At 58.4% G+C, this 25283-nt stretch carries 21 protein-coding genes; 8 read left to right on the forward strand and 13 right to left on the reverse strand.

Annotated features, from left to right (window positions below):
• Nucleotides 1-817: 817 nt before the first annotated feature.
• Nucleotides 818-1435 carry a TetR/AcrR family transcriptional regulator gene (locus KGB24_RS18835; RefSeq protein WP_223413575.1) on the reverse strand — a complete coding sequence of 206 codons (618 nt, stop codon included), beginning with the start codon at nt 1433-1435 and terminating at the stop codon, nt 818-820.
• A gap of 162 nt (nt 1436-1597) precedes the next feature.
• Here KGB24_RS18835 and KGB24_RS18840 point away from each other — a divergent pair, with 162 nt between their 5' ends.
• Nucleotides 1598-2038: a hotdog fold domain-containing protein gene (locus KGB24_RS18840; RefSeq protein ID WP_008034574.1), complete on the forward strand. Its 441-nt coding sequence runs from the start codon at nt 1598-1600 to the stop codon at nt 2036-2038.
• A gap of 135 nt (nt 2039-2173) precedes the next feature.
• On the opposite strand, the gene KGB24_RS18845 is transcribed toward KGB24_RS18840, so the two are convergent.
• Nucleotides 2174-2866, reverse strand: a complete 693-nt coding sequence (locus KGB24_RS18845) for a GNAT family N-acetyltransferase (protein ID WP_008034576.1) — start codon at nt 2864-2866, stop codon at nt 2174-2176.
• Nucleotides 2867-3215: 349 nt separating this feature from the next.
• Here KGB24_RS18845 and KGB24_RS18850 point away from each other — a divergent pair, with 349 nt between their 5' ends.
• Nucleotides 3216-6599 (forward strand): Ig-like domain-containing protein, encoded by a 3384-nt coding sequence (locus KGB24_RS18850; RefSeq protein ID WP_223413576.1) that lies wholly within the window; start codon nt 3216-3218, stop codon nt 6597-6599.
• Between the two features lie 361 nt (nt 6600-6960).
• Here the strand turns inward: KGB24_RS18850 and KGB24_RS18855 are convergent, their stop codons facing one another.
• From KGB24_RS18855 to KGB24_RS18870, 4 genes are all read right to left on the reverse strand, one after another.
• Nucleotides 6961-9456, reverse strand: coding sequence for a TonB-dependent siderophore receptor (locus KGB24_RS18855; RefSeq protein WP_223413577.1), 2496 nt, complete (start codon nt 9454-9456; stop codon nt 6961-6963).
• Nucleotides 9457-9679: 223 nt separating this feature from the next.
• Entirely contained in the window at nt 9680-10609 is a 930-nt protein-coding gene (locus tag KGB24_RS18860) for a FecR family protein (RefSeq protein ID WP_223413585.1), read from the reverse strand.
• Between the two features lie 26 nt (nt 10610-10635).
• Nucleotides 10636-11181 carry a sigma-70 family RNA polymerase sigma factor gene (locus tag KGB24_RS18865; protein WP_008030859.1) on the reverse strand — a complete coding sequence of 182 codons (546 nt, stop codon included), beginning with the start codon at nt 11179-11181 and terminating at the stop codon, nt 10636-10638.
• A 108-nt stretch (nt 11182-11289) separates the two neighbouring features.
• Nucleotides 11290-11859, reverse strand: coding sequence for a YceI family protein (locus tag KGB24_RS18870; protein ID WP_223413579.1), 570 nt, complete (start codon nt 11857-11859; stop codon nt 11290-11292).
• A 203-nt stretch (nt 11860-12062) separates the two neighbouring features.
• Between KGB24_RS18870 and KGB24_RS18875 the strand changes: the two genes are divergently transcribed.
• Nucleotides 12063-12821: an SDR family oxidoreductase gene (locus KGB24_RS18875; protein ID WP_223413580.1), complete on the forward strand. Its 759-nt coding sequence runs from the start codon at nt 12063-12065 to the stop codon at nt 12819-12821.
• A 72-nt stretch (nt 12822-12893) separates the two neighbouring features.
• Here the strand turns inward: KGB24_RS18875 and KGB24_RS18880 are convergent, their stop codons facing one another.
• The 6 genes from KGB24_RS18880 to KGB24_RS18905 form a co-directional block, all read right to left on the reverse strand.
• A complete protein-coding gene (locus KGB24_RS18880) occupies nt 12894-13346 on the reverse strand; it encodes an Ohr family peroxiredoxin (protein WP_223413581.1) in 453 nt (150 codons plus the stop codon).
• Nucleotides 13347-13415: 69 nt separating this feature from the next.
• Nucleotides 13416-13868, reverse strand: a complete 453-nt coding sequence (locus KGB24_RS18885; protein ID WP_192417495.1) for an Ohr family peroxiredoxin — start codon at nt 13866-13868, stop codon at nt 13416-13418.
• A 322-nt stretch (nt 13869-14190) separates the two neighbouring features.
• On the reverse strand, nt 14191-14850 hold the full coding sequence (locus KGB24_RS18890; protein ID WP_223413582.1) for a phosphoribosyltransferase: 660 nt from the start codon (nt 14848-14850) through the stop codon (nt 14191-14193).
• A 213-nt stretch (nt 14851-15063) separates the two neighbouring features.
• Complete coding sequence (locus KGB24_RS18895) at nt 15064-15711, reverse strand: hypothetical protein (RefSeq protein WP_223413583.1); 648 nt, start codon at nt 15709-15711, stop codon at nt 15064-15066.
• A gap of 555 nt (nt 15712-16266) precedes the next feature.
• Nucleotides 16267-17625: an MATE family efflux transporter gene (locus tag KGB24_RS18900; protein ID WP_223474845.1), complete on the reverse strand. Its 1359-nt coding sequence runs from the start codon at nt 17623-17625 to the stop codon at nt 16267-16269.
• Nucleotides 17626-17855: 230 nt separating this feature from the next.
• A complete protein-coding gene (locus tag KGB24_RS18905) occupies nt 17856-18752 on the reverse strand; it encodes a LysR family transcriptional regulator (protein WP_263287244.1) in 897 nt (298 codons plus the stop codon).
• Nucleotides 18753-18862: 110 nt separating this feature from the next.
• Between KGB24_RS18905 and KGB24_RS18910 the strand changes: the two genes are divergently transcribed.
• Nucleotides 18863-19972: an alkene reductase gene (locus KGB24_RS18910; RefSeq protein ID WP_223416256.1), complete on the forward strand. Its 1110-nt coding sequence runs from the start codon at nt 18863-18865 to the stop codon at nt 19970-19972.
• Nucleotides 19969-20979 carry a zinc-dependent alcohol dehydrogenase family protein gene (locus KGB24_RS18915; protein WP_223416255.1) on the forward strand — a complete coding sequence of 337 codons (1011 nt, stop codon included), beginning with the start codon at nt 19969-19971 and terminating at the stop codon, nt 20977-20979. Before KGB24_RS18910 ends, KGB24_RS18915 begins: the two co-directional genes overlap by 4 nt.
• A gap of 135 nt (nt 20980-21114) precedes the next feature.
• Here KGB24_RS18915 and KGB24_RS18920 read toward each other — a convergent pair whose 3' ends face one another.
• Nucleotides 21115-21684, reverse strand: a complete 570-nt coding sequence (locus KGB24_RS18920; RefSeq protein WP_223416254.1) for a DJ-1/PfpI family protein — start codon at nt 21682-21684, stop codon at nt 21115-21117.
• 424 nt (nt 21685-22108) lie between these two features.
• Between KGB24_RS18920 and KGB24_RS18925 the strand changes: the two genes are divergently transcribed.
• The 3 genes from KGB24_RS18925 to KGB24_RS18935 all read left to right on the forward strand — a co-directional run bounded on the left by KGB24_RS18925 (nt 22109) and on the right by KGB24_RS18935 (nt 24937).
• Nucleotides 22109-22381, forward strand: a complete 273-nt coding sequence (locus tag KGB24_RS18925) for a hypothetical protein (protein ID WP_192230206.1) — start codon at nt 22109-22111, stop codon at nt 22379-22381.
• A 593-nt stretch (nt 22382-22974) separates the two neighbouring features.
• Entirely contained in the window at nt 22975-24048 is a 1074-nt protein-coding gene (gene cax / locus KGB24_RS18930) for a calcium/proton exchanger (RefSeq protein ID WP_223416253.1), read from the forward strand.
• 436 nt (nt 24049-24484) lie between these two features.
• Complete coding sequence (locus KGB24_RS18935) at nt 24485-24937, forward strand: hypothetical protein (RefSeq protein WP_008029433.1); 453 nt, start codon at nt 24485-24487, stop codon at nt 24935-24937.
• The last annotated feature ends 346 nt before the right edge of the window (nt 24938-25283 follow it).

A 25283-nucleotide genomic window follows, 5' to 3' on the forward strand; every position in this document is an offset into this window, starting at 1 on the left:
TCCATGGCCGGGGGCGGCTAACCCGGCATCCATGCCGGGTTGCCCACTGCGCAGAACCTCCACTCGGCCTCTCGAGGGGGCGACTACCGCCACAGCCGCCGAGGCGGCCTGAAAGCCGACCTGGCTCATCTTGCGTACGCGTTCTGCTTCACTGCTGCGGCCACTTATTCCGGATATGTACACCGATCCCGTGTAGGAGCCGGCTTGCTGGCGATAGCGTCTGTTCAGGCGATAAATGCGTCGACTGACACACCGCTATCGCCAGCAAGCCGGCTCCTACACGGGGATTGGGTTCACACGATTCAAAATTGTAGGAGCTGGCTTGCCAGCGATGGACGTCAACGATAACGCGGGGTGTCTGAATCAACGCGGTGTCTGGGCGTTTTTCGCCGGCAAGCCGGCTCCTACAGGTAATTGCGTTTGCTTTTGATTTTCACCACTCATCAGGCCGAGCGTTAGCTCGCCTTCAGCTTTTGATCTGAGCGCCCCCTCGAGAGGCCGAGCGCAGGTTCTGCGCAGTGGGCAACCCGGCATGGATGCCGGGTTAGCCGCGCACGGCCAGGGATGGCCGATCGCGGCGGGCCCACGGAGCAGGACCGGAGCGAGGGTATGCCGAGCCACAGCGAGGCACCGAACGAAAGGGGCAAGAGCCCTTGGTTACTTGGGGCTCTTCCAAGTGACTCGCCGTAAGGGCGAAACCAATAGCAGCCGTTACCGCAGCAACGGATATACCCCCATTCAAAACCTCCCAATAGCGCATGCCCTCCCTGAGCCCAAGTGAACAGCATTACCGCATCAGACCAGGCTTTTTTGCAGGTCAACCGCCGGAAATCGACCGCCACGCCGCCTGTGCAAGCTCGTCCCTGTACACCTTCGGACTGCCCTTCACCCGACCCGATAACCACGTCCTGCAATAGTTGTCTGCCTGGCCAATAATCAGCGACAGCATCAATTCAGCCGGAAAACCTTTCAATTCATCGCCTCTGGCCGAATCCGACAGCCATTCCAGCAATTGCTTGTTGCGCATCTTGTTACGGGTAGCCAGTTCGTCCTTGAAAGGTCCCTTGGTGACAGCAAATCGCGCGTGGTACTGGAACCGCGCCCATTCGGGTTGGCTGTCGACCCAATCCACGTAACTGTGCACCAGCGCATACACACCCTCTTGCGTGGTTTTCGCCTCGCTCAAATAGCTGTCGCGCAGCCTGGCCTGATCATCCAGGGCGGTGAAAAACAGCGCGGCTACCAACCCTTCCTTGTTCCCGAAGTGGTGATAAATCGCACCCACGCTGGTGTCGCATTCGGCGCGGATCATTTCAATGGTCGTGGCCTCGATCCCCTGCTCGTTGAACAGGGCGAGGGCCTTTCGAAAAATATCGCGCTTGAGTTCGGCGCGTCTTCCGGGGTAGCAGCGCTCGAGTAAATCTGACGTTTCCATGCTCAACACAGTCCCAAAAAATCGATGGTGAAGGCAGATGACTGCCATCGGACACGTGGCGACAGGTTGACAGATTTCCAGCCGACAGAATACTGTTCCGTTACAGAACATTATTCCGTAACGGAACACAATTCTGCTTTAACCCCCTCAGCGAGGTTTCAAATGAGTCAGTTTCTCAGCATGTTCAACAGCGTAGGCCCGCAAGCATTCAGCAAAATGGCCTGTCAGGTTGCGCCCTACTTCAGCACCATCAACCCGCTGGTCACGGAGTTGCGCAAAGGCTGCGCGACGGTGCAGGTGCCGTTCGCCAAGGAAATCACCAACCACTTGGGCACCGTGCACGCGATCGCGATGTGCAATGCGGCTGAATTGGCGGCGGGAATGATGACCGACGTGTCGATTCCCGAAGGCGCACGCTGGATTCCAAAAGGCATGACGGTGGAGTACCTGGCGAAGGCAAAAACCGACGTGACGGCGGTGGCCGACGGGGGTTCCGTGGACTGGACCACGGAAGGCGACAAGCTCGTGCCGGTAGATATTCACGACGTCGAGGGCAAGAAGGTGTTCACGGCGCGGATCACCATGAACGTGAAGCTTTCCTGAATTTTGCCATGGCCCAATGTGGGAGCGGGCTTGCTCGCGAAGGCGATGTGTCAGTCAACATCAATGCTGAATGTAACTCCGCCTTCGCGAGCAAGCCCGCTCCCACAGTTGATCGATTTGACTGGTGGGGCGCGGTCAGCGCGGCGACTCGCCCAACCGCTCGCGGACAAATTCATTGGCCTTGTGCGTCAATTGATCCAGATGCCGGTCACGCTGTTTTTCCGCATCGAGCATCGCCCGCTTGCCGTGCTTTTGCAGCAGGTACGTATGAATCTGCCGCACCTCCAGCGAGCTGTAGATCGACGCCACGTCGAGCAGCCCCATCAACCCGTCAGAGCGATGATCGCGGGTGTTCATCAACACCTGCGTACCGCGCGTGCCCAGCACCTGAAAGCCCATCGATTCAAACCACGGCACCTTGGCCACCGCGCAGGTCAGCTCGGCATGCGGATAGCGGCCGACCATTTCCCGCAGCATCCGCCGCGCCACGCCTTGACGCCGATGGCCGGCCTGCACCGCCATGTATGCGACGCCGCACGCCTCGGGATCGTCCTTGATCGGCAGGTACAGCAAGAAGCCGATGACCTGTTCCGGATCGTCCACATCGGTCGCGACCAGCAACTCCACCGCCACCCCTTTCGCCCCGTTCAGCGCCTCCAGATAGAGGTGAACCTCATAGCCAATCGCGTACTGGTAAACGTTGTACAACAGGTTGCTCGGCGGGATGGCGACCATGCTGATGTCGGTCAGGTTATCGACCACCATCTGCAGAATCTGGCTGGTGAGGTGCTCGGGGCACGGGGTTTTGAAATGGGTGATCTGGGGCATTGAGGCTCTGCTCTGACTCTGGCGGCGGACGCGCCTATCATAACGCGCCGACGAGACCGGGGTGGCGTGTCAGTTGGCAGTCATGCCGAGTGACTATGGAAATCAACTGTAGGAGCCGGCTTGCCGGCGATGAGGCCAACGACAACACCTCCTCACCGGACGGGGCAATGGGGAATAACACCCTCCCCAAGACTGAGGAATATCCCCCAACTGTTAACTCTCGTTAACACTTCCCACGCATATCACTGAACCTAACGCGATGATTTATCTGACAATCTCGTTAGTGGCTCAGCTTTTGCGTCGATTTTTGCGCATGTGCCGACACCACGACACGCCCCAGAGAACCACCATGAAAAGCTCAGCTCCTGTGAACAAGTCGCCCGGCTTTTTCCGGACGCCGGGCATTACTTTGGTGATGCTGATGACTTTCAGCCTGTCTGTGGTGAATGCCGCTCCGCTCGATGATTTCGGGCCACCGCCTCCGACCGATCCGTCAGCCTTCCATAACCCGCCTGCTGACCCTAAGGCAGCCCTGGAAGCACTGAAAAACCTGCCCCCGGCCAATCAAGGTGCCCTGGCCTTGCCCAACGGCGTGTTCGGCGACCGAAACACGCCGCGGGCCGACAACGTACTGCCGCCCGCCGCACAGACGTCGTTCAACTACCCCACCAACGGCAAGCCCAGCCCCTTGTTCGGAGCCGAACCATTCACTCAACAACTGCTGCTGTTCGAAGAGTTCGGTTCGGAAACACTCGACCCGACTACCCCGCCGCAGACGCTGACATTCCCCGTGCCAACCCTCGGCCCGGCGCCCCAGCAGGATCCGAACAACGTCGCCCGCAGCGGCCCGTCGAGTGCAGCGCTCGAAGCCTTCCTGCGCCAGCCGGGGTTGTCCCCGTTTCCCTCACAGTTTTCCAATGTACTGGACCGCAATCCGTGGAAAGCGCAGATCGAAGCCTTCCTCAACCGGCATCCGGTGGGCTCGCCGGCGGAGGGTCGGCCACCGGGAAAAGGCTGGTCGCATCAACGCTGGAACGAGTTCTTCCCGCAGGTTCAGTTCAAGACTGTTCAAGCCGGTGCCAGAACCAACCAGGGCCTGCGTGACGCCCAACAATTGCACCACTACAACAAGGGTGAATTCGCCCCCGGCGGGCTCTACTACCAAACTTCGGACATCCCGGCGACAGCGGGCACCACTCGCGGTATCGACGTGCGTTTTCATTCAAGAATGCCGGTGCAGAATCACAACTCGCTGTGGACGTTCGACGGCACCGTGCCGGCCAAATTGCTGATGGTCCGCTACGGTCAAGCGTTGCTGATGCGCCATTACAACGCCCTGCCAATCGACCCCGCAGCCAACGCCGGTTTTGGCCTGCACACCCTCAGCACCCACGAACACAATGGGCACTCGCCGGCTGAAAGCGATGGCTTTACCAATGCATTTTTCTTTCCGGGGCAGTTCTACGATTATCGCTGGCCGCTGCAACTGGCCGGCTACGACACGATCAACACCAAGGCGCAAGATCCGCGTGCAGCCTTCCCCTGCTCACCGGGCGAAAAACTCTTCGTCAACGATGTCAGTCCGGGCCTCAAGACTTGCGAAAACGGCAGCATAAAAATCCGAGGCGACTGGCGCGAGACCATGAGCAGCCACTGGTTCCACGACCACATGCTCGATTTCACCGCGCAGAATGTCTACAAGGGCAATGCGGCAATGATGAATTACTACAGCGCTGTGGATCGCGGCAACGAAGCGATCGAGGACGGCGTCAACCTGCGTTTTCCCAGCGGTTCAGCGATGCCTTGGGGCAACCGCGACTACGACGTGAACCTGCTGATCTCCGATAAGGCCTGGGACGAGAACGGCCAGTTGTGGTTCAACCCGTTCAACACCGACGGCTTTCTCGGGGATCAGATGCTGGTCAACTGGCAGTACCAGCCGAGCCTGAAAGTTCGCGCGCGCAGCTACCGTTTCCGCATTCTCAACGGCTCGGTGTCGCGCTATTTCAAGCTGGCGCTGGTACGGGAAATCAGCGGCAATGGCGGTGAATTTCCGGGGCCTGCCGGCTCTGGGGTTTCCTATAATCGGGTGCCGCTCCACCTGATTGCCAACGACGGCAATATCATGGAACACGCCGTGCCGTTCGACGGCAGCATGGACCTGGATGGTGACGGCGATAAGACCAATAACAATGCGATCCTGCCAACCATGGGCATCGCCGAACGTTTCGACATCATCGTCAATTTCTCGAAAAACGGGATCAAGGTCGGCGACAAACTGTACTTCGTCAACCTGCTGGTGCACGAAGACGGCAAGGGCCCGGAAGAGCCCGCCCCCCTGGCTGACGTGCTGTCCGAGAAGTACAAGGCCGTCATCAAGCAAACCAGCAAAGGCCCGAAATGGGACAGGGGCGACCCGCTGGTTGGCAAATTCCTGCAACTGCTGGTTCAGCCCTACAGCGGTCAGGACGTGGCCATGGACCCGGCAGCCTTTGTGCCTGGCGGCAAGACGATGATCCCGTTGCCCATCGATCGCGACAACCCGAATGACCAGGCCAGGCTCAACGTGGCGCGGCATCGGGAGTTCATTTTCGGTCGCTCCGATGGCACCGATGAAGCACCGTGGACGATCAAGACAGATGGCGGCCCCGGCTTTCCCATGGACCCGCGTCGCATCAGTGCCGCACCGCAACTGGCCAGCGGCCCCACGGACGCCGGGTTCTCCGGCGACGGCACCCTCGAAGTGTGGAAAATCAAGAACGGCGGCAATGGCTGGAACCACCCGGTGCATGTGCATTTCGAAGAAGGCGTCATTCTCAGTCGCGACGGCAAGGCACCGCCGGAATGGGAAAAATGGGCACGCAAGGACGTCTTTCGTATTGGCGAAGGCGTCGACAGTTCAGTGGATGTCGACGTAGCGCTCCACTTCCGCGAGTTCGCCGGCACCTACATGGAGCACTGCCACAACACTCAGCACGAGGACACGTCGATGCTGCTGCGCTGGGATTCCGAGCATCCGGGGCAGTTCCAGTTGATGCCAACGCCGATACCGGGTTGGGACGGCGTCACTTTCGTCAACTCCGTGGCACTGCCAACCTTCCGCACTGGCGTTGACGGCGATGATAATGAAGGCCCGAACAAAAAACCCGTGGCCAACAATGACAGCGCCACGAGCAGTAACGGCCTGCCAGTGACCATCAGCGTGCTCGCCAACGACACTGACCCGGACGGTAACCTGCCGCTCAAGGTTGTCGGCCTGACCCAGCCGGATTCGGGCCAGGGCTCCGTGAGCACCGACGGCATTCGAGTGTTCTATATGCCACCGGCCATTGTTGCGGCGCCGTTCACTGCGGTGTTTACCTACGAAGCCAGCGACAACCTTGGTGCCGTCTCGGACAAACCGGCGACGGTGTCCGTGGCGGTCAGCGCTGCGGCGGCGGTGAATGAAACGTTGTTGGTCACCCGCGCTTCCGTCAACGTGCGCAGCAACAATCGCTATACCTGGGACGTGACCGGGACGACCTCGCGGGCGGCGGGCAACAGCATCACCGTCAGTGCGTCGACCACGGGCGGCCAGCTCAATCTGGGAACCGCGACGCTCACGCCGAACGGTACGGGGGCACGCTGGAGACTGTCCGTTACCACCACCGGCAACGGCCCGACACCGAGCCCGACCATCACCGTTCGCTCAGCGCTCGGGAAGACCGTTACAGCGCCAATTGCCGTGCATTAAAACGGCCACGCTTTGACGTCTGGTCAGCCACACCGCGCAAGCTCCATCGCCAGCAAGCCGGCTCCTACAGGTTCGGTGGTGTGTCAGGTGAATGCAGATCCTTGTAGGAGCCAGCTGGCTGGCGATGGAGCTTGCGCGGTGTATCAGATCCGCCGCCATCGCTGGCAAGCCGGCTCCTACAGGTTCGGTGGTGTGTCAGGTGAATGCAGATCCTTGTAGGAGCCAGCTTGCTGGCGATGGGGCTTGCGCGGTGTATCAAATACGCCGCCATCGCTGGCAAGCCAGCTCCTACAGGCTCGGTGGTGTGTAGGAGCCGGCTTGCTGGCGATACAGGCGACGTGGTGTGTCAGCTCAGCGGGTGTCACCACTGATACGTCGCGCTCGCCTGAACGGTGCGCTGTGCGCCATACCAGCACCACGAATAGGAATAGCACGACGCCACGTACTCTTTGTTGGCCAGGTTGCTGGCGTTCACCGCCAGGCGCAGGTTGTCCTTGAGGCTGTTGATGTGCGGGATGTCGTAGTGCACTGCCGCATCCAGCAGCGTGTAACCCGGCACCTTCAGTGTGTTGGCAGTGTCGCCCCAGGAGGAACCGACGTAACGCGCCCCGCCGCCGACACCGAAGCCTTTGGCAACGCCGTCGTGGAAGGTGTAATCCGCCCAGACCGAGGCCGTATGACGCGGCACGCCATAGTTGGTGGTGCCTTTCGCCGGCACTGCCGGGCCGACGGCGATGTCGGTCAGCGGCGCGTAGCTCACGGTGCTGTTGGACTTGGTGATGCGGTTGTCCAGATAAGCGTACGCGGCGGTGATGTCCAGGTTGTCATTCAGGCTGGCCTTGCCTTCGAGTTCGAAACCACGGGAACGCACTTCACCGCTCTGTTCCTGGCAACGCCCGGTGCCGCACAGGTGCGTCGGATCCGGATCAAGCGTCGGCACGTTGCTTTGGCGCAGGTCGAAGACCGACGCGGTGATAAAGCTGTTGCTGCCCGGTGGCTGGTACTTGATCCCCACTTCGTATTGCTGGCCCTCGGTCGGCTTGAACACCGAACCACCGTAGCCGGTGCCCGACTGCGGTTCGAAGGATTCGGCGTAGCTGATGTACGGCGACAGGCCGTTATCGAACAGATAGACCAGCCCCACGCGACCGGTGAACGCCTCGCTGTCCAGAGAGGTTTTGGTCTTGACGTTGTTGCGCAAGTTCATCGAGCTGTTGTTGTTGGTCGCCCAGTCGTAGCGCCCCCCCATCAGCAACACCCACTTGTCCCATTTGATCTGGTCTTGCAGGTACAAGCCCTTCTGCTGGTTACGCTGCGTCGCGTCGGTGGTAAACGCGGGTGTGACGACCGGAACACCGTAGACCGAGTCAAAGATATCCAGCGTCGGCCCCGTGCCGAAACCGGACTTGGTATCCGTGCTGGTGTTCTGATAATCGCCACCCAACAGCACCGTGTGCTGCACCGGTCCGGTGTCGAATCTGGCCTGCACCTGGTTATCCAGGGTGTAGGCATCCAGGTCGACGTCTGTGGCAATGGTCGACCGGTTGGAGGTGCGGTAATCGGCGCGCAGGTTGCTGTTGTAGAGGCTGCGATAAACGCCTTCGCTGCGCAGGTAACGCGCGTTCTGACGCAAGGTCCAGACGTCGTTGAGGTGATGTTCGAACAAATAACCGATGGAGAAATACTCGCGGTCACTCTTCTCGAAATCCTTGTCGCCGTCATAGAAATCGACATCGATGTCACGCCCGGTCGGGCTGTGCAACACCGAGCCCCACGCCGGTGTCGAACCGTACGAAGCCGCCTTCGGGTCTTTCTGGAAATGCCCCAACAGCGTCAGCGACGTGTCATCGCTCGGGCGCCAGGTGAACGCCGACGAAATGGACTGACGCTGGGTTTCGGTGTGTTCCAGTTGACCATCGGCCTCGTCGTACAGACCGGCCAGGCGATAGGAGTAAACGCCCTGGTCGTCGAGCGGGCCGCTCAAATCGAAGGTCGTGCGTTTCTTGTCGAAGGTGCCGTACTCGACGCCGATTTCATGGAACGGCGTATCCAGCGGCCGCTTGCTGACCATGTTCACCACACCGCTGGGGCTGGCCTGCCCGTACAGCACCGACGACGGCCCGCGCAAAACGTCCACGCGCTCCAGATCAAACGAGTCTTTTTGCGGCGAGGCATCGCGACTGCCCGGCATGCGCAAGCCGTCCAGATACACGGCAGGGGAAAAACCACGGATGGTCATCTGATCCAGTCGCGAGGCGGTAGAGCCACGGGTTTCGGGAATCACGCCGGCGGTGTAACGCAAAATCTGGTTGAGATTCTCCGCGCCCTGGGCACGCATCTGGTCCTTGGTGACCACGGAAATCGACTGCGGTGTTTCGTTCAGCGCCGTATCGGTCTTGGTCGCCGACAGTGCGCGCGTCGCGACATAACCCGCCACCGGGCCGGTCGGACTTTCGCTCGCATACGCGCCGTTGATGTTGGTGGCCTGCAACTCCAGAGAACCTTCGACCGCCTCGGGCGCAGGTTCGATGCGATAGCGCGTGGCCGACAGCGCGATGGCGTTGAGGCCGCTGCCCTGAAGCAATTGGGCAAGTGCGTCGCCGGTGCTGAATGGTCCGCTCAGGCCATTGCTGCGTTTACCGCGCGTCAAGGCCGGGTCGAAGGCCAACACCAGATCTGCCTGCTCGGCCAGGCTGTTCAGCGCCTGACTCAAATCCCCGGCCGGGATCGAAAAACTGCGGACAGCACTGGTGTGTGAACCCGCGACCGGCGATTCGGCAGCCAGCAGCGGTGCCGCGACAAAAGCCATCGCCACTGAAAGCGCCAGTGGGTGCAACGGACGAGCAAAGCGAGACATGAGAAATCCTGCGAAATGGAAGGCGTTACTAACCATGACGGTCATGTCGGAAAAACAGACAATGAATGCGAGCGATTTGCATTAATATTTTTTTGGATAACCCAAAACCCTGTAGGAGCGAGCCTGCTCGCGATGGACGTTAACGAAGACGCGTATTTTCTGAATGAACGCGGCGCGCTTGAGTCCATCGCGAGCAAGCTCGCTCCTACAGGGGGTTGGGGGGTTATAGGGGTTTGATCACCACCAGCAGATCGGTGAAGTGCTCGACCTGGATCGGCAGGTTGTCCGCCAGTGCCGCGAGTGCAGCATCGGTGTCGTCGAGGCGGAACACGCCGGAGACGCGCAGCCCTTGCAGCGCCTGTTCGTCGTAGCGCACCAGGCCCCGTCGGTAACCGGCGAGGGCCTGAAGCACTTCGCTCAAAGGGCGGTCATCGACTTTGAGCAGGCCCCGGGTCCAGGCATCCGGGTGGGCGTTGCCGATAGGTTGCGGTGCTTGCGCCCGGCCCTCTCTGAGGGTGGTTTGCTCACCCGCCGCGACGTTCACCGCCTCGGCGCCGTTGGCTTTGGCGGCAACGATAGACTCCAGCACACTGACCACGGTCGAACCATCGGCTGCGCGTTTCACCAGATAGCGCGTGCCCAGTGCCGTCGCCGTCCCCTGATCAGTGCGCACCACAAACGGACGCCGGGCGTCCTTGGCCACCTCGACCCACATCTCCCCTTCCAACAACTCGATGACGCGCTGCTGGCCGTCGAACTTCACGTCCAGCGCCGAATGACTGTTGAGCTGAATATGGCTGCCGTCCGAAAGCACCACCTCGCGCCGCTCGCCCACACCGGTACGTTGATCGGCGAGCCAGACCGGCATGTTGTCCAGGCCGATCCAGCCACAGACCAACACACCCAGCAGCGCAATCGCCTGGGCGCCACGGCTCGACACTCTCGGGCCCGGCCGGGCAAAGGCATGCTTGAGGGCAACGCGTGCGGGGGCGGCAGGCAGCTCGTCAAAACCACCCCACAAAGCCCGCATGCGCTCCAGGGCGAGCGCGTGTCGCGGGTCGGCTTCGCACCAGACATCGAAAGCCACGCGTTCGGCGTCGGTAGCCAAATCGTCGTGCAACAACGTCAGCCAGTAAGCCGCCTCAAGGATCATCTGCTCGGAGGGTGGTTGGATGTTCGTCACGACGGCTGTTCCGCCCCGTACAAGGTGTTGTAGCAATGGACGAGCGCACCGGCGACGTAGTTTTTGACCGTGCTGGCGGACACTTTCAGTTCAATCGCGATCTCGCTGTAGGTAAGGCCGTCGAGCCGGCTGAGCAGGAACGCCTCGCGGTTCTTGTCTGGCAACCCGGCGAGCATCACGGCGATTTTTTCCAGCGCTTCAAGCGCCACATGGATCGCTTCGGGGTCGGGCATGCCGGCGTCATGCGCCTGGATCGCCAGCGCCTCGAGGTACGCCTGCTCGATCCGCCGGCGTCGGGCGCCATCAATCAACAAGCGCCCCGCCATGGTCGCCAGAAACGCCCGCGGCTCTTTGATGGTGTGAGGCTCGGCGAGGGTGAGCACGCGAATGAACGCGTCATGGGCCAAATCGGCCGCACGTTGCGAACAGCCGAGTTTTTTCCGTAGCCAGCCATGCAACCAGGAATGGTGATCGCTATAGAGGTCGGTGAAGGTCCGCCGACGACGGGCAACGTCGTCATCAGCCACGGAAAAATCGCGCATACGCAAAAATTTCTCAAATAAGAAAGATTACCAGTAGCGCGAACGATGACAGTAAAACCATGGCAGAGCAAGCGACGTAAAGCCGCGGTGAATCAGAACGCTGAACAGCTATTGCTCCGGCGCAACCATCCGGAACCTGATGTTGATATCGTCGGAAACCACCGTGTCCGCCCACTCGCCTTCACCGATTTTGAAGTCGCTGCGCTTGAGCGTCAGCTGGCCATCGAATATGCCGATGGCTTTCTGGGACTTCAGCAGGACCGGCACTTGCACCGTGCGCGTTATTTTCTTGAGGGTGAGATTGCCGGTGATCACGTAACGGTTGTTGCTCAACGCTTTAACAGCGGTCGACTCAAACGTCGCCTGCGGATAAGTGGCCGTGTCGAACCACGCGGGCTTTTTCAGTTCTTCGTTGGCGTCACTGCTTCCGGCATCGATGCTGTCGAGTTCGATCGTGAGCACGGCGTGGGCTGCCGAGGGGTTCGCCGTGTCGAAATCCAGCGTGCCTTCGAACTTGCCGAACGTGCCGTAGACCCGTGAACTGAACTGTTTGTAGGTGAAAGAGATCGTGCTGGCGGTCTCATTCACCTGTTTGTATTCGATGGCATCGGCGCACGGCAACACGCCGAGCGTGAGCGCGACAAGCACGGCGGCGGAACGCGGGAAACGAAGGTTCATGGGATTCTCCGGCAGGACGCCCTGGTGCAGTGAGGTGCTGCACACAAAGGCCAGCCATAGGTGGACTAAAGCAAAAAATCGCCGTTTGTGCCATGGGTGCACCGGCGGCCCGACCACCTGTCGCGCACCCCCGTTACGCGCCGGATGCCTGAGTCATGCAGGTGTTTAATGAGTGTTCCATTGACCGCAACGGGAGACGGGTCATGAAAATCGTCGTCATCGGAGGGACCGGACTGATCGGCAGTCAACTGTGCAAAAACCTGCGGGCACTGGGGCATGAAGCGCTGGCAGCGTCGCCGAGTACCGGCGTCAACGTCATCAGTGGCGAAGGACTGAAGGAAGCCTTGAAAGGCGCAGATGTGGTGGTGGACGTGGCGAACTCGCCCTCATTTGAGGATCACGCGGCGTTGCATTTTTTCGAAACGGCCGGGAAAAACCTGTTCGCGGCGGAGAAAGCCGACGGCGTCAAACACCATGTTGCGCTGTCAGTGGTCGGCACCGAGCGCATGCTCGAAAGCGGTTACTTCCGGGCGAAGATGGCTCAGGAAAAACTCATCAAACACTCGGGCATTCCTTACACGATCCTGCGCGCCACGCAGTTCTTCGAGTTCATCGGTGCCATTGCCTACTCGGGTCGCGAAGACGGCAACACCATCCACCTGACCCCTGCCGCACTGCAACCGATTGCCTCGCTCGATGTCGCCACGGCCCTGACCGATATCGCCTTGAAAGCGCCAGACAACCAGACCCTGGAAGTCGCCGGGCCGGATCGCAAGCCGATCGTTGAATTCGTGAACCAATACCTGCGGCACATCAAAGATCCGCGCGAGGTCGTCGCGGATGACACGGTTCCTTACTTCGGTGCGTCCATCAACGATCAGTCACTGACGCCTGGGGCGAATCCGATCATGGGTGCGACACGTTTTGAACATTGGCTGAAGAGCACATTGGCGCCCAATTGACGCTTATCGATGTTGCCCGGGCCGGCGGCCGGTTCGACTCGCCTGGCGAAGTCGAACCGGTCGTGCGGTGCATCACTCGGTGATGACGTTCAACGCCACGTCGATGTTGCCGCGGGTGGCTTTGGAGTACGGGCAGATCTCATGGGCGCCATGCGCCAGTTTCGTTGCGACCTCGTTCGACAGGCCCGGTACGCGCAGGGTCAATCGCCCCTGGATGAAGTACGCCTGGCCGGTCTGGCCCAAATCAACTTCGATGTCTACCGCCGTGTCGGCCGGCAGTGTCACGCTCAACTCCTTGGCCACCAGGCCGACGGCGGCGCTATAGCAGGCCGACCAGGCACCGGAGAACAATTGCTCGGCGGTCGGGTGCGGCAGAATGTTCGAAAACTGGTGCGCCGGTTTTGCGCTGCCGGGCGAGGACAGCACGATGTCGAGGTTGCCGTTGTGGCCGCGCGACGTGTTGCCGGCTGCGCTAGGGGTGGTGTGGGTTTTGCCGGTGGCCAGGACTTTTTCGATCTTGCTCATGATGAATGCTCTCAATTGGGGATTTGTTTTTCGCGTGCGCTTTTATCGCACGCGATGCTTTTATAATAATTAAACGGTGAGGACGTTCAGTGCCACATCAATATTGCCGCGTGTTGCTTTCGAGTATGGGCAGATCTGATCAGCGGTGTGCGCCAGCGTGGTGGCGATGTCGTGTGGCAGGCCAGGTACGCGCAGGGTCAAACGCGCCTGAAGGAAGTAGGCCGGGCCGGTTTGCCCCAGATCGACTTCGATGTCGACGGAGAAGTCCGCTGGCAGTACCACGTTCAAATCATTGGCCACCAGACCGACGGCAGCGGTGTAGCACGCCGACCATGCACCGGCGAACAGTTGCTCGGCAGCCGGGTGCGGCTGGGTGCCGGCAAACACATGAGCAGGTTTGGCGCTGCCGGGTGTCGACAGGGTGATGTCGAGGCTGCCGTTGTGGCCGCCGGATGTATTGCCGGCAGTGCTGGCGGTGGTGTGGGTTTTGCCGGTGGCCAGGACTTTTTCGATCTTGCTCATGGGGTGAATCCTCGATGTTGCGATAGGTTTGATTTAGTGTCGCATTCGATTGCATCGCATGCGATGGATGAATATTCACGCAGATGCCGGCGGGTGTCAATAGGTCGTTTTAGGGTTCTGCGACGAACGGTGTAAACCGTGAGGCCGCTATCACCGGCAAGCCGGCTCCTACAAGGATCGGGTTTGCACGCGGACATTGTAGGAGCCGGCTTGCCGGCGATGGCGCCCTCAAGATCAACGCAACTTCCAGCCAAAAAAATGGGCCACCCCGTAACGGATGACCCATCTCTCAAACCCCAAATGTTTACGCCGCCCCACTCCCCTACCGCTGCCACGCCCGCGTCAACAACCTGATGACCTCGGCATCCGCAGTCTGGGAAAAATCCACGTACCAATGCCCAATCGACATAAACCAATCAGCAGTGATCGGGCACACCAACTCGTCCACCTCACCGCGCAGCGCCTCCGCCGTTTCAACCGGCGCCACCGGCACCGCGACGACAACGCGCGCCGGCGCCTGTGCGCGCACCGCGTGAATCGCCGCCCTCATCGAAGCGCCCGTCGCCAAGCCATCGTCAATCAGAATCACCACCTGATCCTTCAACTGCACCGGCGCACGCGTTCCGCGATACACCTGCTCACGCCGCAGCAGTTCGCGGGTTTCCCGTGCGACCACGGCCTCGAACGTTGCCTGATCAATCGGGTGTGCCCGCAGCGTATGCTCATTGAGGATTTGAATACCGCCGCTGGCAATCGCGCCCATCGCCAGCTCCTGATGGGTCGGAACGCCCAGTTTGCGCACCAGCATCAGGTCGAGGCGAACGTCCAGCGCGATCGCCACTTCATACGCCACCGGCACACCGCCACGGGGCAAGGCGAGGACGATGACATCGGGGCGATGCGCGTACTTGAGCAACGGCGCCACCAGCCGCCGACCGGCATCGGCGCGGTCTTGCAGAATGGTTGTCGATGAAGGACTCATGTGGAAAACCTCCCCAGGCGATCACGCCTGTCGGTTTACATCACCGTCACTCTGGATTGTCAGTCCGAAGGTGGACGACAGCAAGCCCGCCGGCCTTCACCGACGACTCGACTTTCTGGAGCAACTTTTGACGCAAAAAAAAGAGCCACCCTGTTACGGGTGGCCCTCTTTTTAAAACCGGAGGTGTCCGGGAAGTTCAGCGAACGTTACAACTTAGCAAGCACTCGCAACAGTCCGCAGCGGCACCACATCGTCGTTCTGTTTTATCACTCGCTGAGTCAATGCCAGCATTGCCAGGAAACCCAGTGCAATCAACAGCGGATACGCCATCAACAGTTCAGAGAGTGAATACTTCCAGGCCAACGGGCGTCCGACACCCAGCAGGGCCGCATACATCCAGGACACCGCCGACAGCGAGCCGCAGAACAGCGCCAGCATCCGTGCGCTAAACTCGAGCTTGAGCAGCGATCCGGCCTTCTGCATGGCCGGCAACACCAGGCGATGCAGCAAGATGCCGTTGTACGTCAGCAACATGACAATGATCACTTTGGCTTGAAGTTTCGGGTTCATGAAGTACTCGACTCCCTTCTCCAGGTAATCAATACCCACAATTGCAATACCGGTGACCCACAACGCAATCAATGCAACAACGACAGACGTCTGGAGACTTTCCAGATGCGCATTATCGTGCTCCGAAAACACCTTGCCCTTCAACAAGTTCTTAACCATGGCTATATCACTGGTCAACACCAAACCAATGGCAACACAACAGGCGACCAAGTGAGCATAAACAACACCCAACCGCACAAATTCCATACACTCTTTGTTTTCGACCAGACTCATAATTGTATTTATAGACACGGTACTTCTCCAACTGATTATACAGTGCGAATCATTAGTTCAGCGGGGCTCTAATCGAGTTGCAGGCCCTATGAGATCCGACTGATAAAAGACAAGCCAAATCAGTGATTTGGCGCGGCTGAACCGATTAATTTGCCCGGCAAATCAAGTTCGGCTATTTGTTGGCTCCTGAATTTCAGGTAAAAAAATCCTCACTTGCATTCAATGCATATGAGGTTCGGGATCCACTTCTCTTTCTGCGGCTGCAGGAGCAGGTCATGGCGACGCGCTGAAGTATCAGAGGGCATTAGAACCCAAATGTTCATTTTTCGAGCAAACCACCGACAAACGGTTAGTTCAGAAGAAGCAACTCACCTCGCTGGATAAATCCCAACTTCCCTGAAAGCCACGTGACAACTGGCCTGGTAAATTACATGGGGCCTTAGATTCTTCTATTGGATCCATTAGTTGTTACCTCACTAACGATATCTGCAATAGAGACCAACTCGCATTCAGGCCCCCTCCAACTAAAACAGTCATACTTATTAGGGTCAAGATTGAAATAAAGGATCCAATCTACACCAGGCGTTCAATCTTCTGATGTTGCCACACTAGTTTGTAATACAGCGTTTGCAACATCAGCATCCCCAAATACGCCACCGGAAACGCCATCCATACACCCTGCAACCCGAACTGCCCGTCCAGCACATACGCCATCGGCAACTGCACGCCAAGCACGCACACAATCGAAATCGCCATCGGCACCAACACCGTGCCGCTGGCCCGCATGATCCCGCCGACAATCGCCTGAAAGCCAAACACCAACAGGCTCCAGAGCATGATGTGCAGCAAGTGCTCGGCCTTCGCCTGAGTCAAATCGTCCGTCAGAAACAACCCCAGCAACCAGTGCGACAACAGGTAACCCAACACCACCAACCCACCGGTCAGGCACACATTGATCAACAACCCGGTGCGCAGAATCGGCCCCATCCGCTCAATGCGCCCTGCCCCAATCGCCTGCGCCCCGAGAATCGACGCCGTGATCGCAATCGACAACGCCGGAAACTGCACATAGTTGACGATCTGCGTCACCGCCCCATACGCCGCCGTCGCCTGCGACCCGTGCTGATTCACCAGCGCCAGAATCACCAACTCCGACACCGACAACACCACCATCTGCAACCCGGTCGGCAAACCGATGCGCAACACCTTGCCGAGAATCACCCGATCCAGGCGCATCGCCGCAAACATCTCCCGATCCGGCGCCAACGGATGCCCCCGCCGAATCAACCGCCACGCCAACCACCCCATCGCCGACAAATTCCCCGCCAACCCCGCATACGCCGCACTCTGAATCCCCAACATCGGCAACCCGAACCAACCGCGAATCAACGCCGGCGTCAGCGCCAGGCCGATGCACGTCGACACCACCAATGCGATCAGCGGCGACACCGTATCGCTCACCCCGCGCAGCAGCTGGGTGAACAGGACGTAGACCAACAGCGACGGCATGATCCACATCATCACGTGGGCGTAGGACACGGCGTCATCCAATACGTCGGCCGGAGTGCCCAAGCCTTGCAAGGCTGGTCTTGCGAATACGCTGCCCAGCACCGCCGCTGTCAGGCCGATGATTGCTCCCAACAGCAACGTGGTAGCGGCGATGGTTTTCACCAGATGCGGTTCACGCGCGCCCCAGGCTTGGCCGATGAGCACGCTCGCACCTGCGCCGAGGCCGATGACCAGGGCGATGAAGAAGAACACGATGGGGAACATGCCGGAAACGGCGGCCAAGGCTTGGGTGCCGAGCATTTGGCCGATGTAGATGCTGTTGACGGTGCCCGACATGGATTGGAGGAAATTGGAGAGGACCATGGGGGTGAGGAAAAGGAGGTAGGTTTTCCAGAGGGGGATTGGGGTGGTCGGGGTTTGCATTGAGGGTCCGTCTCGGGTGGGGGCTGGCATCCAGGAAATTCTACGCTAGGGGGCTGACCGTAACGCGTGCCCATTTTCGAAAGATTGGGTAGCGTGATTAATGTCTGCTTTCGGCTGTGGATTCAACCGGTCGACTCAACAGATTGGGTAAATCGTCCAGCGCTGCGCCCCATTGAATGAGTGATCACTTCCTCGATAAAGAACCGTTAAGTGCTCTCCAAACGTTGATGCTAAGAAGGCAGAACCATGCCCCGCTCAAACAGGACAGTACTGGCAAACTCCGTGAACGCTCTAACTGCACGGGGAATATGCCGCCTGCTCGGAAATACAAAATAGACACCTGCCTCATGGCTATAGCCGGGCAAAACTTCCTTCAGCACTCCTTGTTCTAGAGGTGCGAGTGTGGTCAGGGATGGCACCAGCGCTATACCCAGGTTTGCCAGCGCAGCGCCTAGCTGTGCCTGATGAGTGTTCACCTGAAAGCGGCTGCTGACGGGCACTTCGATCATGCCGTCTGGACCACGCAATCGCCATGTGACCGGAGTGCTTCCGATCGCGGGCCGCGTGATGCATTCATGTTGGGTCAGATCTTGCGGACTGATCGGTGTTCCATGTGTGGACAGGTAGTCAGGGCTGGCAACCATACGCCACTCAATCCAACCGATTTCCTTTGCCACCAGCATTGGCTCCACCATTTTGCCGGACCTGACGGCGACATCAATGCCGTCAGCCAGTAAGTCGGCGCGAGCATCGCTAAGCACAAACTCCACTCGCACGGCGGGATGCTTGGCCATGAAGTCCGCAATCAATGCCATGGGAAACCAGTTTAAGAAGTCCACGCCGGCTGCCACACGAACCCGGCCGCTCGGCTTTTTGCTGCTATCTGCCAGATCCTGGGCAGACTGGTTCAGTGCGTCGATCTGCTCTGCACACTGTGCAAAAAAGGCCTGGCCGGCATCTGTCAATGCCAAACGGCGCGTTGAGCGCTGCAGTAAGCGTACGCCGACGCTGCGTTCCAGTGCTTGCAGACGACGGCTGCCAGTGCTGGGCGGAATACCCAACCGTCGCCCAGCCTCTGCAAAGCTGCCCGCACGTACCACGTGAACGAATAGGGCAATGTCATTCAAGTCCAAGATCAATCATCCCAAAAATGCACGAGTACATGTCATTGCTTCATCTTTTCCCATAATAACTCCCGACCTAACATTGCGGGCACCTTTTACACAGGAAGCCTGTAATGACCCTCTCTTTGCATCACCCGGCGCAGCTTGGCGAACTGTATTTAAAGAATCGCATCATCATGGCGCCGATGACACGCAGCCGGGCAACTGAAGCCAACACTCCCAACGCTTTAATGGCCGAGTATTACTCCCAGCGCGCATCCGCAGGGCTGATCATCGTTGAAGGCACCTCGCCTTCACCGAACGGCCTGGGTTACGCGCGGATGCCAGCCTTATTCAATGGTGCCCACGTACAAGACTGGAAGCAGGTCACCGCCGCAGTGCATGCCAAGGGTGGCAAGATCGTGCTTCAGCTAATGCACGCCGGTCGTGTTGCGCATGTTGCCAATTTGCCCCTCGGCGCAGAAGTGCTTGGCCCTGGCGCAGAGCGCGCACCGGGTGACATTCATACTGACGCACATGGCATGCAGGCCACCTCCACGCCACGCGCAATGAGTGCCACCGATATTCAGATGGCCGTCGCCGAATTTGCGCGCGCAGCGAGCCTCGCCATTGAAGCCGGTTTTGACGGTGTGGAGCTGCATGCCGGCGGCGGTTATCTGCTTGATTCCTTTTTCAACGCAACCATCAATCAACGCAATGATGCATACGGCGGAAGTACGTCCGCGCGTAACCGTTTCATTCTGGAAGTCGTTCAGGCAGTGGTGGCTGCAATCGGCGCGGCGCGTGTAGGCATCCGCTTCATGCCCCACAGTGGAGCGAATGGTGCATTCAACTATGCGGAAATGGACGCGCAATATGTCGAGCTCTGTCGGCAACTCTCCAGCTTCGGCCTCATGTACCTGCACCTGGTGAACTTCGAATCGATGGGGCTGCCGCCGCTGCCGGTCAGCCTACGTGACGCCATGCGCGACGCTTTCAAGGGGCCGCTCGTATTGGCAGGTGGTTTTGACCAGGCCAATGCGGCAGGCGCACTGGAAAGAGGCGAGGCCGAGTTTCTTGCCTTTGGCCGGCCATTTCTGGCCAATCCTGATCTGGTAAATCGTTTGCAGGCCGGCGCTCATTTGAATTCCGCCGACTTCGCGACGTTTTATTCACGCGGATCGCAAGGCTATACCGACTACCCGACTCTGGCTGAACAAAACGCATTGAAGGTTGAAGCATGAAGACGTCCCAAACCTATCGGCTGACAGCGCCAAGCCTGGAATCGCTGCAACTGTTTACCGAGACCGTGCCTGCCATCGGCTCATACGAAGTATTGGTCCGGATGCGCGCCGCATCACTTAACTACAAGGACAATTTCTACCTGGCTGGCGCACAAGGTATTCAACTGCCTCGCCCAACCGTGCCGTTATCGGACGGCGCTGGCGAAATCGTAGCGGTTGGTGAGCATGTAAATCGGTTCGCAGTGGGCGATAGCGTAGCGGGTAACTTTGTGCAGGACTGGCTGTATGGCCCCCTCGGCGATCACGCCGCAAATTCGAGCACGACGCTTGGTCACGGAATTGACGGCACGCTGACGCAATACCGTGTCTTCAACCAGGAGGGGTTGGTGGCATTACCCCGGAATTTATCTTACGAAGAGGGTGCCACGTTACCTTGCGCTGCGGTGACAGCCTGGAATGCCGTTCGAGAGGTACGTCCTTCGCAAACAGTGCTCATTCTGGGCACCGGCGGCGTAGCCCTGTTCGCACTGCAATTTGCCAGTGCGCTGGGCGCCCGAACTATTGTCACGTCCTCCAGCGATGCCAAGCTGGCGCGAGCAGCTGCGGCCGGGGCGGATCACCTGATCAACTATCAAAGCGATCCGGACTGGCACAAAAAAGCACGCGAGCTGACCGGTGGGAAAGGTGTTGATCACGTCATCGAGACCGTTGGTCCTGATACGCTGGAACGCTCCATACTCGCAACACGCCGTGACGGTACGGTGCATTTGGTTGGCCTGATCAATCCGGTTGGGAAGATTGACCCCATGCTTATTCTTGGCGGTACGGTCACTGTGCGCGGCGTACGTGTCGGTTCGCGGCAATTGTTCGAGGAGATGAATACCTTCATCGAACGTAAAGGAATCCATCCGCTTATTGGACACCGCTTTGACTTTGGCAATGCCAGGGATGCCTTCGCCCAGCAACTCAAAGGGCCAGATTTTGGAAAGATCGTAATCACCTTCTGACGTGGAGATGCTCGGCCGGACGCCGTCGCTCACGCGGCTGCTTCTGGCCGATTGTTGTCGTTCACAAACGACTGCTTTCGGCTGTGGATTCAACCGGTCGACGCAACAGATTGGCTGTTTTGCAGGACGAAGCAGTCACCGATGTTCCGCTGCCAACATTGACCTGAATTGAGAAGTGATCTCTGAAGATAGCCCGGCACCTTCGAACACTGCGCAGGTGAAGCTAACGGGTGCATGGCCTGGAGCAGTTATAATGCGGTCTGCAACCACAGCCACTGCACTGCATCGATAAAGCGTGCGCCCCTCATAACCTACGGCATTCTGCTGTAAGAAGTCAGCGCTGTTCGATGTATGAGGAACCGTGTCGAGAAGCCCGGCCCTCGCAAGTGCCAGCGTTCCCCCACAGATACCGGCAATTGTCGCTCCACTTGAACGACTAGCATGAAGAAACTCTCGAATATCCGGTGCTTCTGCACGCTCCCAGACCATTCCTCCAATGACGACAACAACGTCCGGTTTCCAGTCCAGACATTGTTGCAAGCTGCTATCGACAGTTACAGCCAATCCACCCTGCGAGAGGAACTGCCCCGTAGTAGAAGCGAAAAACCTGACGTCGATCCCGTAAAACGGAGACGCAGTTCCAGCAATGAAAGCATATTCCCAGTCCGCAAAACCGGGTGTCAGTATCAATCCCACGCGTGCCATCAGTCAGAATCCTCCATGAAAGCCAATAACATATGGCGACAACACACATACAGCAAGGGCTGCTATGGGTCGATAGCAGTCGACCACGGAAGGCGCGTAATGGTCCTAGGACGCTATTAAAATTCCTACACAAACCTCGGAATGCGTCACCTTCCCTGCTGTTCTGGTGAAGCCTATAGTCCGACCCGTCGCCCAATATGGCGATTCGGGTTTGGCGACCTGATCGGTCGGATGCAAAAGCGCTGTGCTTTAATGCAGTCGCTTTTGCATGCCCGCAAAGCTGTCTTTATGGCAGCTGTGCGCGGGAGACCTTCGGGTCTGCCGGTTTTCCGATCCCGGTTCGCCAACCTGCGTACAGCTGTCACCCATTCGTTTGGCGACGATTGAGGGGCAGTCAAACTTTGCCTTGATCGGAGTTTCACCCATGGAAAGATACATGCCCCTCACCGGAATCGACCTGGTTCCGGCCTCCCTGCTCATCGACACCGAAGCCCCACTCGACGTATTGCAAGCCGCCGCTGACTACCGAATTCGCGCAGTTACTCAGGTGCTGGAAAACATCGCCTTTCGCGCCGAGATTGGTTGCGACACGGTGGTGTTGTCGGATTTCTCCAAACTGCTGGCCATTCCGTTGCGCGATGGTTGTGACTTGATGGATGTGATTGGTCGGCGATTGCGGGCGCAGGCGAAGGAGTGAATGGAAACGGGCGCTGAGGGCGCCCGTTTTTTTGGACTACAATAAAAGAGATCTGACACCTTTTATTCTCGTGCCACCGAACAGACTGCGTATACCTGCCGAGAGTTGGTTTAGCGCAACTTATACCCTGTAGCTGGGCACGGCATAAAATCACAAATATCGTCAGGCGCCGCGCACCATTCGAAAGTGCTCAACCGTCCATTGCTTTTGAATTTCCGATGGGAGAGCGTGGGGGGCACATACGCGCTCCTCTAACTTGGTCGCGTACTTTTCGGCGGATTTCTGGTCTGAGAACCTTATGTTCATACCGTAGGCATGAACTACCCAAAAGGGCGTAGGCTGCCTGGCGACCAACTCGATCGGCAGTACCATAGAATTGTCTCCGACACTCGGGAACGACACTTAAAAGTTTAGTTGAAAGCTCAAAAAAACTTACTGTTGCGCGCAAGCCTATGCCTTCGTGTTCTACTGATTCGCCATATTGTTGAAAGCAAATTCGCCTAAGCGTCTGTTTTGACGCAGAGGCAGCAACGAACCATCCTTATCGGGTTTCAAGCAACGGATTTGTTCACACAAATGCAAGGGGCGCCGCGATGCTCACCTGGATGCTGCTCTTCGTTCCGATAGCTATTGTGTTGGAGTTCGCCGCCCCAACGCATCATCTAGTGGTGTTCCTGGCGGCATCGCTTGCGATCATTCCGTTGGCGGGTTGGTTAGGCAGGGCAACCGAACACCTGGCGGAACGATCCGGTGAAGGTGTGGGCGGACTTCTGAACGCAACGTTTGGCAATGCCACCGAGCTGATCATTGCGCTCAGCGCGATGCGGGCAGGTCTGTACGATGTGGTGAAGGCGTCCATTGCGGGTTCTATCGTTGGCAATATCCTGCTGGTCCTGGGGGCGGCCATGCTCGCTGGCGGGCTGCGTCATCAAGAACAACGGTTCAACGCTACGGCCGCACGCTCGCAGGCGACCCTGCTGACATTAGCGGCCATTGCGCTGGTGATTCCTGCGGCCTACAACGCCGTTATCGCAGCTCGGGCGCCGAAGGGTCTTCAATCTTTGAGCCTTTATATATCTCTGGTCCTGCTTGTGGTTTACGCCCTGTTCCTCGTGTACTCGCTTGTCACTCACAAAAACTCCTTTTCCGGCGATCCCAACCTTAAACACAACTCGGACCAGGCGCGCCTCTGGTCGAAGGGCAAGGCGTTGTTGGTCTTGACGGTAGCGACCGTGTTGATCGCCTGGGTCAGTGAGATCCTGGTGGCCGCAATCGACCCCTCGGCCCGTCAGCTCGGCCTCAGCAATTTATTCATGGGTGTTTTCGTCATTGCGATACTGGGTAACGCGGCGGAACATGCCTCTGCTATTTCAGCCGCCATGCAAAACCGCATGGATCTCACGCTAGCCATCGCCATTGGCTCTAGTGTGCAAGTGGCGTTGTTTGTTGCACCCGTCCTGGTACTGGCGAGCTACTTCATCAACGCTACTGCCATGGACCTTGCGTTCTCCAATGGCTTGGTACTAAGTCTGTTGCTCGCAGTGCTGATCACCGGTCAGGTAGCGGGCGACGGGCGCTCAGACTGGCTCAAGGGGGTGCAATTGCTCACCGTATACCTGATCCTGGGCCTTGCTTATTTTTTTACGCCGGATACTCCGGTTTCCTGAGGCCGGAGTTTGGCGCTGGCATTTGTTTTGCCAATTCGAGTAATTGTACTTCTGCCTCATGAGGAACCGCAGCTGAGAGCCAAGTTCGAACTGAACACATCTCAAAATGAGCAGTTACTGTCGGCTTTCTGCCACTGCCCACCGGCCGCTAAGGGTCGATTGCTGCCTGTCGCGGAGGGCAGCAATCGGCCAAAAGCTGCCTCTAGCCCTTATCCGCGCATGCACCGCCCGCTGCCTGATGTCCCTCACGGAGAGAGTGATAACAATCAGCGCTGATGCAGACGGTCGTGGCGCACATTCAGCCAACGCATCGCGGATAAATCCGCTCTTGCAACAGCGCGTGCAACTGCCGATCAGGCAGAGCAGCTGTCTTGCGACTAGCTTTACCTCGAACACTAAAATCTCAGTCCACAGCTCAATCAGGTGAAGGTTCGTTATGACAAAAAAAATCGATCTGACGATTACCCACGATTACCTTAATCCGTTTGCCTCGCCGGACAACCCCAAGCTAAGCCCCGAGCTGGTGGACTACCTGTCAGATAGCGCCTGGTACCACTCCGAACTGTGTCTGCACATTCGCTGCCCGGAAGATGAGCGAGAACGCCTGCAGCAAGCCATCAGCAATACCTTTGCGGAAAAGAGCGAACAACTCAGAGGGGATATTCGCACCCAACGGCTGGTAGCGCTGACACTCCTGGGCTTGGCACTAGCCTTGGTGCTGGCAGGCACGGCTCTGGGCATTGAAGGCACCATCCCCGTGGGAGTCGTTACCGTCACCGCGTGGATGCTGCTCTGGCGTAGCGCAGAGATATTTTTTCTGGATATCCGCAACATTAACCGACAGCTGCGTAAGTACCAGCGCATTGCCAGCGCATCAAAGCAGTTTTGATTGAGGTTGATCGTTCTCACGCTACGCGTGGAAGTCATGCCTGAGTTCTGGCGGGCTGAAAATCCGACTTTTTCAACTGATGACCCATTGCTGCCCTGCATGAAGGGCAGCAATGGGTCGATAGCAGTCGCCCACGGAAGGCGCGTAATGGTCCTAGGACGCTATTAAAATTCCTACACAAACCTCGGAATGCGTCACCTTCCCCGCCGTGCTGATGAAGCCTATAGTCCGACCCGTCGCCCAGTATGGCGATTCGGGTTTGGCGACCTGAGCTACGCGTGCGAGAGCAGCCTGCTCATTTGCAGGCGTCGTCGCAACCGCAAAACCGCTGTACTATGGCGGTTGC

Source organism: Pseudomonas sp. BF-RE-25, assembly GCF_019956105.1.
GTDB classification, from domain to species: Bacteria; Pseudomonadota; Gammaproteobacteria; order Pseudomonadales; family Pseudomonadaceae; genus Aquipseudomonas; species Aquipseudomonas migulae.